General features: G+C 61.1%; 10 protein-coding genes and 1 pseudogene. 1 reads left to right on the plus strand and 10 read right to left on the minus strand.

The genetic code is table 11. The features are described 5' to 3' along the window. Positions 1–344: 344 nt before the first annotated feature. From NCR38_RS33260 to NCR38_RS33305, 10 genes and pseudogenes are all read right to left on the minus strand, one after another. Positions 345–1,125 (minus strand): annotated as a pseudogene (locus NCR38_RS33260) (amidohydrolase family protein). A gap of 155 nt (positions 1,126–1,280) precedes the next feature. Next, positions 1,281–2,606, minus strand: coding sequence for an MFS transporter (locus NCR38_RS33265; protein WP_250478507.1), 1,326 nt, complete (start codon positions 2,604–2,606; stop codon positions 1,281–1,283). Positions 2,607–2,631: 25 nt separating this feature from the next. After that, positions 2,632–3,861 carry an MFS transporter gene (locus NCR38_RS33270; protein WP_250478500.1) on the minus strand — a complete coding sequence of 410 codons (1,230 nt, stop codon included), beginning with the start codon at positions 3,859–3,861 and terminating at the stop codon, positions 2,632–2,634. After that, positions 3,858–5,138 (minus strand): MFS transporter, encoded by a 1,281-nt coding sequence (locus tag NCR38_RS33275; protein WP_250478508.1) that lies wholly within the window; start codon positions 5,136–5,138, stop codon positions 3,858–3,860. The genes NCR38_RS33270 and NCR38_RS33275 overlap by 4 nt, the downstream gene beginning before the upstream one ends. Next, on the minus strand, positions 5,138–6,181 hold the full coding sequence (locus tag NCR38_RS33280; protein ID WP_250478501.1) for an amidohydrolase: 1,044 nt from the start codon (positions 6,179–6,181) through the stop codon (positions 5,138–5,140). The genes NCR38_RS33275 and NCR38_RS33280 overlap by 1 nt, the downstream gene beginning before the upstream one ends. Before the next feature lie 26 nt (positions 6,182–6,207). Further along, on the minus strand, positions 6,208–7,359 hold the full coding sequence (locus NCR38_RS33285; protein ID WP_250478502.1) for a porin: 1,152 nt from the start codon (positions 7,357–7,359) through the stop codon (positions 6,208–6,210). A 52-nt stretch (positions 7,360–7,411) separates the two neighbouring features. Further along, positions 7,412–8,743: an MFS transporter gene (locus tag NCR38_RS33290; RefSeq protein WP_250478503.1), complete on the minus strand. Its 1,332-nt coding sequence runs from the start codon at positions 8,741–8,743 to the stop codon at positions 7,412–7,414. Between the two features lie 114 nt (positions 8,744–8,857). Next, the gene (locus NCR38_RS33295) at positions 8,858–9,784 is read right to left on the minus strand and encodes an SMP-30/gluconolactonase/LRE family protein (protein WP_250478504.1); all 927 of its coding nucleotides are present in this window, start codon (positions 9,782–9,784) and stop codon (positions 8,858–8,860) included. A 20-nt stretch (positions 9,785–9,804) separates the two neighbouring features. Next, a complete protein-coding gene (locus NCR38_RS33300; RefSeq protein WP_250478505.1) occupies positions 9,805–10,749 on the minus strand; it encodes an NAD(P)-dependent oxidoreductase in 945 nt (314 codons plus the stop codon). Further along, positions 10,749–11,441, minus strand: coding sequence for an RraA family protein (locus NCR38_RS33305; RefSeq protein WP_250478506.1), 693 nt, complete (start codon positions 11,439–11,441; stop codon positions 10,749–10,751). Before NCR38_RS33305 ends, NCR38_RS33300 begins: the two co-directional genes overlap by 1 nt. Positions 11,442–11,640: 199 nt before the next feature. On the opposite strand from NCR38_RS33305, the gene NCR38_RS33310 reads away from it, so the two are divergent. Next, the gene (locus NCR38_RS33310) at positions 11,641–12,354 is read left to right on the plus strand and encodes an IclR family transcriptional regulator (RefSeq protein WP_061119354.1); all 714 of its coding nucleotides are present in this window, start codon (positions 11,641–11,643) and stop codon (positions 12,352–12,354) included. The last annotated feature ends 659 nt before the right edge of the window (positions 12,355–13,013 follow it).

Here is a 13,013-nt window from a genome sequence, read left to right on the forward strand (position 1 = left end):
TTATTCGACGCCTGCCGACATGCGCGGCGGCACGCACATTTCTGCGGCCGATGGCAGGCATCGAATAAACCTTAACGGACAGCGAACGTTCCCGGCGTCGGCAGCAGGACCGCAACTGACCGGATCGGCGAGTTCACACTTACGACCCAACATGGTCACTCGACGCCGGCCCTCATCAGCGTCTGTAAGCGGCGAGTTCCAGTCACTCAAATCGGTAAGAACTCGAGCCGTACTCGCCGGGGCCGTGAGTGCTGAAGCTCCCAAAACGCATCATTATCCGGATAACGGTGTACTCTGTTACTCAGGAATTCGGGCAGCATGTCTTCACGAACCACCGTCGGCCTCTAGTCGAATCCATAAAGCCTCGTGGCATTGTCTACAAATATTTTCTGCTGCCAATCCGATCTGTCGATCCACCCGTCGATAGTGTCGAGAAGCCCTGCGTCATCTGGCTTGACGCCTCTCTCAGTCGGATGCGGCCAATCGGTGCCCCAGAGCATTCGCTCGGGAGCCATGCTAATCAGCGTTTTCGCCACAGGTGCAACATCCGCGTAAGCAGGCGCCCCAGTCTTCGTATCGACATAGGGGCCCGACAGAGTAATGAATGTGTTGCCTTTGTCGACGAGGCGCTGCGCCGTGCGCAGTGCCTCCGACGTGAGACCGCCTGGCTCGGGGAACATGCGCGATATGGTCAATCACCAGCGGACAAGGAAGCGCCGAGAGACGGCTTTCCAGTTCAGGCAGCCGGACGCCTTGCACAACGAGTTCGATATGCCACTTCAACTCAGCGATTCGCGTCGCGAGCGGCGCCAGCATATCCACCGTTGTTGCGCCAGGATAACTGAGATTGAACCGTATAGCTCGAATGCCGCCCGTGTGAAGTTCGTGCAACTCCTTGTCGCTTACCGACGTGTCTACGACCGCCACACCGCGCGCGTTGCTTCCGATTCGCTTCAGCGCATCCAGCGTGCAACGATTGTCGATTCCATAGGTCGACGGCGTCACAACGACATTTCGGTCAACGCCAAGACGAGCCTGCAGCAGTCGATACTGCTCCACCGTTGCATTGGTCGGCCGCAGCGTCGTGCCGGGAGCGACAGGAAAGCGATCGTCGTAGATATGCATGTGGCAATCGACGGCGCCGGCAGGCAGTCGGAACGAGGGCGGCTCAGACCCGCTGGACCATGTTTCGATCGCCTGGACATGCGTCCGCAACGTCGACGCTGCCATCAGCGCCCCGCCCATCTTGAGGAAACCTCGTCTGGTCGCTTTTTGCATGGTCAGACGGTCTCCGTCTTGCGTGCCAGGTGTTTCGTCTGTCCGTTGCGCGTCAGCATTAAGAGCGTTGCGACGCTGACGAGCGTGAGGACCGCGAGCGGCATCAGCGCCAACGCGTAGCTGCCCGTCGCTTCCTTGACCCATCCATACACATTGACCATGAGTCCGCCGCCGAGAAGGTTGGCGATCGCGTTGATGGTCGCCAGGCCCGCGGCAACCGCGCTGTTCGACAGCATGTCCGTGGCAAGCGCCCAGAAAGGCCCTTTGAAGGAATAAGCACCCACGAGCACTGCGCACAGCATGAAAATCGTCGGCACGAGCGAGCCGCTCAGCGAGGTTGCAAACAGCCCGCCACCAATCAGAAGCATCGGCACGACAGTGTGCCAGCGACGTTCACCTGAACGGTCAGACCGGCGTCCCCAGTAGACCATCAAGACAGATGCCACTGCGTAGGGAATCGAATTGATGAGACCCGTTTGCATGACCGACAGACCGAACGACTTCAGCAACTGAGGTTGCCAGACCGACAAGGTGCTGCCGGCAGCCGACGCACAGGTATCAACGAGTGCCAGGCACAACACATAGGGATTGCGAAAGAGCTTCGTCAGCGGCATGTCGAGCACCTTCTTGGGTGCCTTGGTCTCACTGGCCAGCGCATCGACGAGCCACTGCCGTTCGTCGTCCTGGAGCCACTTTGCATCGGCAGGTTTGTTCGTCAGGACAAACAGGCAGACGAGGCCCAGCAGCACCGTGGGAATGCCTTCGAGGATGAAGAGCCAGTGCCAGCCGCGCAGGCCCCAGAACCCGTCCATCTGCAGCAGCGCCGCGGAAATGGGTGAGCCGATGAAGCTCGCGGCCGGGATCGCGACCATGAACGTGGCGACGATTCGCGCTCTATACGACGCAGGAATCCAGTACGACAGATACAGCAACACGCCTGGAAAGAATCCGGCCTCGGCGGCACCGAGGAGAAAGCGCAGAATGTAGAAGGTGGTTGCGTTCTGCACCAATGCCGTTGCCGCCGACACGATGCCCCACGTAATCATGATCCGGGCAATCCAGATTCGCGCGCCGTATTTTTGCAGCGCCATATTGCTCGGCACTTCGCAGAAGAAGTACGAGATGAAGAAGAGGCTGCTGCCGAATCCGAAGACTCTCGCGGACATGCCCAGGTCGTGATTCATCTGCAACGACGCCATGCCAACGTTGCCGCGGTCGATGAACGCCAGCAGGTAGCAGATCATCAGGAAGGGAATCAGCCGCCATACGACCTTCCGTATGGTGCGGCGCTCAATGTCCGATTTCGCCATGACACCGGTAGCTTGCATGTTTGTCTCCACTCTATTTTGCGCCTCAGCGCTGTTCCTTGAATCGTTGCCACAAGACGATGGAAATGACACCCACTGCGAGCACCACGGCCATCGCCGCAAATGTGTGCCGCACGCCCAGCGCTTCGGATACCGTCCCGACAAGCAGGTAACCGAACGGCATGGTCCCGTTGTAGGCCATGCCGTACATGCCCACGAGTCCGCCGCGAACGTGTTCCGGACACTGTCGCTGGATCGTTGCATTGGTCGAAGTAGCGGCGAAGGTGAGGCTGAAGCCCAGGATAAAAAACGCCGGCATGGACGCGGCGGCTGCATCGGTCGTCGCGAGGACCGTCAAAGCAGCGATGGCCGACCACGGCGCCCACGCGATGAGCCGAGCCGATGCACGCGGCCCAAGCGCCGAGGACAACAGCACCGCCGAACTCAGCGAGCCGGCGCCTGCGCACGCGAAGAACACGCCCGTAAAGCGTGCGGCGTCGTGAAACGCCTTGTCCGCGAGCAGCGGCACTAGCGTTTGATAGCTCGCCGCGAACAAACCGATGCACGCCAGAATCGGCAGGTACCGCGCTGAAAAAGCGTCCGACATGACATAGCCGACCGCGTCGCGCAGGCTGCTTTCAGCGCGAGACGGTCTTGCCTTATCGGAGACGCGGATCGAACGCACGCACGTTGCCATGAAGCAAAGCGCCAAGGCGTAGATGGCGAACGATGCGCGCGGTCCGAGCGTCGGATAGACGAAGCCCGCGATCGTCGGCCCGACCATCCGCCCGACGTTGTAGACCATGGTGTTCATCGCCACGGCGTTGGAGGTGAGCGTTCCGTCTCGCAGGCTCGTCAGCAGCAGGACCTGGCGCGCGGGCACTTCCACGGCGCTCGAAACGCCGATCGCCAGCGCATGCGCGAGGATCAGCTTGACGCCCAACACGCCCAACGTCCCCAAAGTGATCAGGCTGCCGGTCAGAACGAGCGACACCGTCAACACGCAAAGCGTGACACGCCTCGCGTTCTCGGAACGAATCCGCGAACCTGCGATCGGCGCGACGATCAATTGCGGTCCGTACAGCAGGAAGTTCAGCAAGGCAAGAATCGCCGCCGAACCCGACAGGTGATAAACGAGCAGATTCAAGGTCACGTTCTGCGTCCAGCTACCCAGAACAGATGCGACTTGCCCACTGAGATATCGGCGCAGCGCCGGCTCGGTCAGCGCGGGAAAAAGCCGGCTGACGATGCCCGATGATCGTGCGGCCGTGTTCATGAAAGCGCCTTGCCCCGCGTCTCAGGCGCGAAGAACACAACGATGGCCGCCGCGATGAACGCGACGATTGTCGTCGAAAGCCCGAGAACGAAGCCGCCCGATGTCGACGCCAACGTGCCGATGACCAATGGTGCAATAAAGCCGCCGAGCCGCCCGCCGTTGTACGCGAGCCCCATGAAGAACCCTCTCGACGCCGTATTCCCGATAATCTCCGCGAGAAATGGCCCCGCGCCCGCGAAGATGCCGTTCACGCTGAAGCCGGTGAAGAAGATCGCCACCATCAGAACCAGTGCGCTCGACGACATGATGTAGCCGAACACCGCCGCCGCGCCGACGAGCAGGTACGCCATGAACATCGGCCGGCGACCGAGACGGTCTACAAAGGCCGAGAACAACAGAAAGCCGGTGATCGCGCCGAACTGAAGCGCGAGAACGAACTTGAGGCTGTGCACGAAGTCGAGATGTTTCACCGCGACGAGAAATGTCGGCGTCCAGGTGAACACGCCCCAATACAGGTACTGAAGGAAAAAGATGAACGTGAACGCCGTCACGAGACCTCGAACGTTGAGCTTTTCGTCGATTGCTGTTTTCTGGATCGCTGGCTGAGCGTTTGCGCGTTTGCGCTCAAGCCAGATCGGCGACTCGGGCGTCTTGCGTGCGACAAAGAAGAGGATAAAAAACGGCAGCGCGCCGATCAGAAATAGCACTCGCCAGCCATTGCCGCCCAAGCCATCGTTGACGCTCGTGACGATGCCCGAAATCGTGATGGCGAGAATCGCGCCAATCGGCAAGCCCATCTGCATGAGGGCACCGCCCTTGCCCCGACGGCTCGCATGCCAGGTTTCGGCAATCAGCGCCGCGCCGGCCGGCCACGTTCCGCCCATTCCCAACGCGCCGAAGAAGCGGATCGTTGCGAACCAGTGCTCGTTCGGTGCGAACGCGAGCAATCCCGAGAACAGCGAGTAGATGCCGATGCACAGCATGGCCGTGCGCACGCGCCCGAGCCGGTCCGACACATAGCCGAATAAAATCCCGCCGACGATCTGCCCCGCTGCCGTAATGCTCGTGAACAGCCCAAGTTGCGCTTTCGACAGACCGAACTGGAGGGCGAGCGTCGGCAGAAGAAGCGACAGCAGGAACGAGTCGTAGCTCTCGAATGTCCATCCGAGTCCCGCAAGGGAAAGCGACCGCCATTCGACGCGGGTGATGTCCTTGTAGCGCTTTCCCTTGACCTCGTTGTCGGGTCGAATCTGCGCAAGGCTCGCGCTTGTCTTCATCATGTGTCTCCGTGAAGTGACAGTCGGTAAGTCGCCGCCGCGGTCTTGCTAAAGCGCGCTGCCTTCTCTTGCGGCGTCATCGAACCAGCCAGTCTTTTGAAGGCGTTCCACACGACGCCGTAGCCGAACATGCCCTTATCGACGGGAAAGTTGCTCTCGAACATGCAGCGCTCGACGCCGAACAATTCGATGCACGTATCGAAGTACGGTCGCCATGCGGCGGCGAGATCCTCGGAAGAAGGCGGTAAGTCGTGGCGCGCGAAATCGAAGCCGAATACGCTCATGCCCGCGCCGCCGAGCTTGATACGTGTATTCGGCAGAGTCGCCATACGTGCAAGGCCACGTTTCCAGTCGGCGAATACTTGCTCATGCTTGCCTTCGTGCGGCCCGACGCCGACCGGTCCTCCAAAGTGGTCGATGACGACCGTCACATCCGCTGCAGCGCGAGCCAGCTCGTACAACTCGCCCAACTGCGTGTGATACACCCACGCGTCGAGCGATAAACCGAAACGGGCCAACGTCTTCACACCGCGCTCGAAAGCGGAATCGAGCATCAGATCGCGCGGTGGAGTAACTGGACTGGAACTCACCTCGGGACTTTCATGCCACGCCAGCGGATTGCGAATGCCGCGTAACCGCCCGCCCGAAACCTCCAGCATCGTTTCGAGCACGCTCTCGAGCGCGTCGCCAAGCGTGAGATCCGCACCGCCAACGATGGCCTCGCAACCGCGCGCCGGCCCATACCCTCCACTTGCGAACATCGCCGCGATGCCGGTCGCGAATTCGATCTCGCCGACGGGTTTCATCGACTCGGGACCGTCGTGGCGCAGCATCGAACGACACTGCACGTAGACGGTCGATACGACTCGATGACCGCATCGCACATCTTTTCCGAACTCGTCGGTCAGGTATCGCCCTGTCTGACGATCCCAAAGATGGTGGTGCGCATCGACGATCAGAAGCTCGGGCTCGAGGATCGGCTCCTCGCGCAACGCAAGCCATTCTTCGCGGACAGGCAAGTGAGGGGCATGGACTATTTGCACGGCGGTTTCTCGTCAGGATCGCGTCGTCAGAACTTCTGGCGAAGACCGACGGTGACGCCGGTCTGGTTATGGCCCGCTGCGACCGTGCCGTAGCCGTTCACGCCGAGCGCCGAATTGTCCTTGTTGTGCGCGTATGCGACGGTCGCGTACAGGTCCGTACGTTTAGACAGGAAGTAGTCCGCGTTCAGAACGGCGAGCCACGGATCCGCGCCCGTCGAATGAACGTCGTGGTAGTAGCCGGCAGCAGTCAGCTGGAACGACGGCGTGATCAGGTACTGCGCACCGAGCCAGTAGAGATTGGCGGCATTGGCTTCCGAACCGTTGGCGACTGCGATCGGATTCGTCGGCAGGAATGCATTCGACGCACGCAGATAGCGATAGCCGGCGTAGGCGGTCACGGGCCCGAAGTTGTAGCTCGCAGCGGCCAGCGCGCGGCGTTCGGTGCTCGTGTTGGTCGCGACCGTGTTGCTGTTGCGTTGCTCGTAGACGGCAGTCGCGGCAACCGGGCCGCTCGCATACGTCAGGGCGCCGCTGAAGAACCGGCCGGTGATGAGCGCGCCGGGCACCTCTGCACCGTATCCTGTGTCATAGCGCGTGCTGTACATCGCCTGGGCCGTCACAGGGCCAAACTTTCCCGTGTACTTGGCGGAGTTGTCGATGCGCGCGGCCAGCGCGTAGTCGAGCGAAAGCGCGGAGTAGCGGGACGACACGCCCATCGGGTCGAACACGATCGACTGTTCGTAGATAAGGGCGTTCTGCCGACCCAACGTCAGTTGCTGGCCCTTGTAGGAAAGCCCGACCCACGCCTGACGGCCGAAAAGCCGGCTGGTCGTCGTCGGATTCGCGCCGAGGCCGCGCGTCGATTGCGCGGTCGTGCCGTCGTTGATGTTGAAACCGTTCTCCAACTGGAAGATGGCCTTCACGCCGCCGCCCAGATCTTCGACGCCTTTCAGGCCCCAGCGTGAGCCGGACAGATTGCCCGACACTTCCCTGACCTGCGATCCTCCCGCCGTCGTGTTGTTGAGGAATTCGACGCCGACATCGGCAATGCCATAGAGCGTCACGCTGCTTTGCGCATGCGCCAGGTTGGATCCGAATACCAGGCTTGCCGCTGCGACGGCGCCAAGCGAGAAGCTAGTGTTGAGGTTGGCTTTCTTGGGAGCCTTCTTCAAAGACATGGTGTCTCCAGACAGTGGGTAATAGATTTTGTTTGTTCGACGCGCGCGACTTCTAATGCGTCGCCGATGCCTCGCCTGCATTGGCGCCGGGATCGCCGAGCCATGCGATGGTCGCCGCACCGACGAGCATCACTGCCGCAATGGCGAACAACGGAACGGTGAAACCGCCTGACATCTGTTTGAGTGCACCGATCATCGACGGGCCGACGAAACCGCCGAGATTGCCGACCGACACGATCAACGCGAGACCTCCCGCCGCCGCCCGGCCCGTAAGAAAGCCCGACGGAATCGCCCAGTAGGTGGCTTGAAACGACAGGATCCCGCTCACCGTGAAGCACAGGCACAGCAGCTTGAGAACGGCGCCGTCAACGTATGTGCTCAGGCAAAGGGCCGCTGCTGCAACCACCAGCGCGCCTGCAACGTAGGGAATTCGGTTCGCCGCTCGGGCAGCGATTTTTGCCCATAGCAGCATGACCACGGCTCCGGCGACGTAAGGAATCGCGGTCAGCCAGCCGACGACGGCGTGCTCGACACCGAGCTGCTTGATGATCTGCGGCATCCATAGGCCGACGCCGATCGACCCGACGATGCCGCAGAAGTTGATGAACGCAAGCACGAACACGCGCCAGTTGGTCATCGCGTCGCGCAGCTTGTTGCCGTGCTTGGCACCAATGTCACGTTGCTCCGCCGACAGCCTCCGGGCGAGCGCGGCCTTCTCGTCGTCGGAAAGCCATTTAGCCTTCTCCGGCCGGTCAGCCAGCACGAACAGACACGCGATGCCGAGAAGGACCGCAGGCAATCCTTCGATCAGCAGCAGCCATTGCCAGCTACGTAGCCCATGCATGCCGCCCAGTTGCAGCAGCGCGCCGGAGATGGGCGAACCGATGATATTGGCCACCGGAATACCGACGAGAAAGGCTGCCGTCACTTTGGCGCGCCACTTTCCCGGGAACCAGTGCGTGAAATACAGATAGATGCCGGGTGTAAAGCCGGCCTCGGCCAGCCCAAGGAGAAAGCGTGCCGCTGCGAAGCTCTTCGGACCGACGACGAAGGCCGTCGCCATCGACAGAATTCCCCACGAAATCATGATGCGGGCGATCCAGATGCGCGCACCGACCTTCTGCATGATGAGATTGCTGGGAATCTCGAACAAAAAATACCCGATGAAGAACATGCCCGCGCCGAACCCGAACTGCTCGGCCGTCAAGCCGAGGTCTTTGTTCATGGTCAACGCCGCGAACCCGACGTTCGTTCTGTCGAGGTAGCTGATGACGTAGCACGCAAAGATAAAAGGCAGTATCCGACGAAAGACTTTCGCCAGGGTGCGCTCGCTCGCGGCGTACTCCTCGCTGCTGATGCTCTGGACCGGCTTCGTTTCGGTCATCGGCGAAGTTTGTGCGCCGTTCACACTTTGCGATATGTTCATGTGTGCTCCTCCATCGCACTCTTTTCGGCGCGACGTGTTTCTCTCGTGGCTTGGATGAGTCGAGCGCGCGGACTAGCTCGTCTTCGCTCGCTTGGGCAGTGGGCCGGCGACCGCCATGTCGGCTCGCAGAATCGTTCCGGATACCGATTCGGTCATGAACAGCGTCTTCATGTCGGCGCCGCCGTAACAAAGATTCGTGAGCGAAGCGCCCTCCGGGCTCGTCAGAATCTCAACCGGTTCGGCGCGATGATTCAGCACCCACACGCGGCCAAGCCCAGGATTGGCGACCAGGATGCGTCCGTCGAGATCGACGGTCAGGCCGTCCGGGCCGCTCGGTCCGTACGACGTAAAGAACTGGCCAACCTTGCTCACGGAACCATCGGCCTGAAGCGGAACGCGCCATACGCAATTGCCCCGCGTCATACCGACGAACAGAACTTTTTCGTCGGGCGACAGCACCAGTCCGTTGGGACTCGGGCAGTTGCCGAGCAGCACGTCCAGCTTGCCGCCCGCCGAGAGCCGATAAACGCGGCCGGTCGGATCGTGCAGCCCCGTCTGTCCTTGATCGGTGAAGTACAGATTTCCGGCGGAATCGAAGGTCAGGTCGTTCACGCCTCGGAAGCGCTCCGTATTGCGCCGCTCGAGGTATGGACGAACCTCTCCGCGCGCGATGTCGAGCAGCATCAGCCCGTTGCGATAGTCCGTGATGAGCAGATGGGCATCGTCGAAACGCTTCATTCCGTTCGGCTCACCGTCGTACTTCGCGACGAGTTCCCACTCGCCCGCCAGCGAAATCCTGAAGATGCGACCGTGTGGGATATCGGTCACGAACAAAAAGCCCGCAGGATCCCAAACGGGTCCTTCGAGGAAGGAATCCGTGGACACGCCGCCTCGATTCGCGCGCGCCCATTCCGTTTGAATGTCCGGCTGACGGAACTTTTGCGGCATGCGCGTGAAGACTTCGGCGATGCGGACTTCGGGCGATGTGAGATAGAACACGCTTAACCTCTCTTACCGAATCAGGCCACGTTGCGCGCGTTTTCCGCGACCACTGCCAGGACATTCGCTGCCGCGCCCTTGCCCATGTTCACGTACGCGGCATCGCTCACTCCGCCGATGTGCGGTGAAAGGATGACGTTGGGAACCGACTGGAAGGGGTGCGTCGTCATCGGCTCGACGGCGAAGCTATCGAGGCCTGCTGCGCGCAATTGACCGCTCGCGAGCGCTTCGATCAAGGCTTCTTCGTCGATGAGACCGCCACGCGCGGTGTTGACCAAAATCGCGCCGCGCTTGAATCGGCTCAGCACTTCACGATTCAGCATGGCGCGGTTCTCCGCGGTGAGCGGGCAATGCAGCGAAACGATGTCCGACGTGGAATAGATGTCTTCGAGTGACACGGGCATTACGCCCTCGTGTGTCTCCTTCGCGAACGGGTCGAACGCCTGAACCTGCATGCCGAAAGCAAGACCTGCCTTCGCGACGCGACGGCCGATCGCACCCAGCCCGACGAGTCCGAGCGTGCGTCCTTCGAGTTCGAAGGACTTGTGTGTCGACTTGTCCCAATGACCCGCGCGCATCCGCACATCGAGTTGAGGAACCGATTTCGCGCATGCCAGGATCAGCGCCCACGCGTGCTCCGCCACGGCCGCGGCGTTGGCTCCGGTAGCCGCGCGAACCGCGATACCGCGTGCAGCGGCGGCTTCCTGGTCGATTACGTCGATGCCGCTGCCGTGCTTGGAGATGACTTGGAGGTTCTCGGCCGCATCCATGATGCGGGCATTTACCTTGCCGTACCGAACGATGATGGCAACCGGCTTGTGCTGTGCGCACAGCGCGACGACGTCGTCTTCCGTCGGCTGCTTGCCGGCGAACACGAGCTCAAAATCGTCGAGCATCTCCAGCGCTTGTGGAGCGAGGTCCGCTGCCGTCACCAGCAGCACGGGCTTTGCAGAATTCGCGGCCATTACAGCACCTCGCCTTCCGCGAGCATGCCCGCCGCGCGCAGTTCCTTCTCGAGCCAGCCGGCACGCGTGTCGCCTTTGCGGATCGCCGCGATACGGGCGGTTTCGGCGTCGAGCTTCTTTTGCGCGAGTTCGACAATGCGCGCAACGTCCTCCTTCGGAATCACGACGACGCCATCAGCGTCGCCTACGATGAGATCGCCTGCATTGACGCTGGCGCCCGCCACCGAAATTGGGAAGTTGACGCGGCCTGCGACGCTCTTGGTCGGTCCGCACGGATTGAGGCCGGCCGAGAACACCGGAAACTCGCCTTGCGCCAGTTCGTGCGAGTCGCGCACCGCGGCGTCGATGACGAAGCCCGCGATACCTGTGGCGTGAGCCTGAGTCGCCATGATCTCGCCGATCAGGGCGCAGCTGACGTCGCCCTTTCCATCCACCACAATCACGTCGCCCGGCTTGGCCACAGCGAGCGCTGCATGGATAGCCAGGTTATCGCCCGGCCGCACTTCGACGGTGACGGCGGGTCCCGCTACCTTCATCGTCGGCGCGAGCGGCTTTACGCGGCCGTTGAGCGTACCGCGGCGGCCAGCCACGTCGGCGAGGATGGCGGCTTGGAATTTGGCAGCGTCCTCGACGAGTTCAGGGCTCACACGCTCGACACTGCGGTTGATGGAAGAGTTGGACATCGTGCTCATTTGGAATCACCTCGAATTGAAGTTGTATCTAGTACAACTATGGTGTACATCATGAAATTATATTAATCATGGCCTCAGCGCGATGCCATCGGCGTTAACCCTTTTACACCGTGCAACGCCGTTGTACTGTATAAACCTTCGTGACCGACGTTTTACTGTGTAAAATGCGGCGAGGAGACAAGCGACGGGGGGAACGAACGTGGGAAACGAAGGTGTGGCAGCGGTCGAAAAGGCGCTTTCGCTGCTCGATTGCTTCAAACCAGGTGTGGAGTCGCTTTCATTGGCCGCGCTCGCGCAAGCGTCGGGCATGCACAAGACGACGGTTTATCGGCTGATGAACTCGCTCGAACGGATGGGGTATGTCGTGCGGTCCGAAGCAGGGTCCTACTCTCTCGGTCATCGGGTTCTGTATCTTGGAAAGCTGTACGAGCAGTCTTTCCACCTCTCCACGATCGTCGAACCGATCCTGCATTCCCTTGCCATCTCGACGAAGGAGAGCGCGTCGTATTACGTCATCGACAAGAAGCAGCGCCTTTGCCTTTTCCGAGTGGAACCGTCTGAGGGTCTGAGAGAGACCAGGCTTGCCGGAACATCCTTGCCTCTGGATGACACGGCGATCAGCCAGGTGCTGAGATACTGGGGACTAGGCGAGCCGCTTTACGAGAAAGCTCCTTCCTTGCCGCTCTTCACTTCAGGCGCGCGAGATGAACATACCGCCGCGTTCGCCACCCCGATTTTTGGAGCATCGGACAAGTTCATGGCCGCCCTTAGTCTTTCTGGACCTGCGTCGAGACTCAACGCGGCCCACAAGACCGGCGAGTTGACCGCACTGCAACTCAACGCTGCCTCAGACCTGTCGCGAAAGCTCGGGGCAAGTATTGCGTTCTGCGAATTCATTTACGCGATCCGCTAAACCGACGGGGCCCGACATCCCGGCCATGTACTTATCTAGACGTGTAGATACTCTGGCAGAACGGATGGCTCGCGCCCAGTGCTCGCGAGAGGTTTGCCGCGGCGACACGCTGAGGCTCGCCGAACTCGCCAGTGACATTGCCCGCTTCGAGCGTCGAAGCAGCGCTGAAGAGCTACGGAACGGGGCGCTCGTGAGAGTGCTCGGCGGCTGGGACATTGGATCCGGCGACGTCCACGTCGTTCTGCCAGCAGGCCGGGCCGCCAAACCGTCAGCGCGCGCGTTCGCGGATTTCATCGTGTCAGAATTTGCCCATGCAACCTTCGACGGACGGCGTGTCGGCGCGTGCGACCGTGTCGAAGCGTTAAACCGCACCCGCTTAGGCCATGCATCGCGGCGCGGGCCGAGCGAATCCAGTCAGCAATGTCCGTAATACAGGTAGTCCGGACGCTGATTGTCTGACGCCGAGGGAATGGCCGATTTGGTGAGGTCGACAACGTCCGCTTTACGGTGCTCCAGTCCGCAAAACGCTGATTCGGTTGACTGACCGCTTTGCGGAGGGGCGTCTGACCGAAGTCGGTCGGGGAACGAAACCGCTCGCGCGGTAGGGGGCCACGGCTAGGCGTGAGAGGTTCAGAGAAGCCCGCAGCGCAGTTCCGTAT

Source organism: Caballeronia sp. INML1, assembly GCF_023631085.1.
In the GTDB taxonomy this organism is placed as follows: domain Bacteria; phylum Pseudomonadota; class Gammaproteobacteria; order Burkholderiales; family Burkholderiaceae; genus Caballeronia; species Caballeronia turbans.

Excerpts from the sequence above, each read along its gene's own strand:
- NCR38_RS33265 (WP_250478507.1), bottom strand. The coding sequence starts at position 2,606 with ATGCAAGCTACCGGTGTCATGGCGAAATCGGACATTGAGCGCCGCACC.
- NCR38_RS33270 (WP_250478500.1), bottom strand. The coding sequence starts at position 3,861 with ATGAACACGGCCGCACGATCATCGGGCATCGTCAGCCGGCTTTTTCCC.
- NCR38_RS33275 (WP_250478508.1), bottom strand. The coding sequence starts at position 5,138 with ATGAAGACAAGCGCGAGCCTTGCGCAGATTCGACCCGACAACGAGGTC.
- NCR38_RS33285 (WP_250478502.1), bottom strand. The coding sequence starts at position 7,359 with ATGTCTTTGAAGAAGGCTCCCAAGAAAGCCAACCTCAACACTAGCTTC.
- NCR38_RS33290 (WP_250478503.1), bottom strand. The coding sequence starts at position 8,743 with ATGACCGAAACGAAGCCGGTCCAGAGCATCAGCAGCGAGGAGTACGCC.
- NCR38_RS33300 (WP_250478505.1), bottom strand. The coding sequence starts at position 10,749 with ATGGCCGCGAATTCTGCAAAGCCCGTGCTGCTGGTGACGGCAGCGGAC.
- NCR38_RS33305 (WP_250478506.1), bottom strand. The coding sequence starts at position 11,441 with ATGAGCACGATGTCCAACTCTTCCATCAACCGCAGTGTCGAGCGTGTG.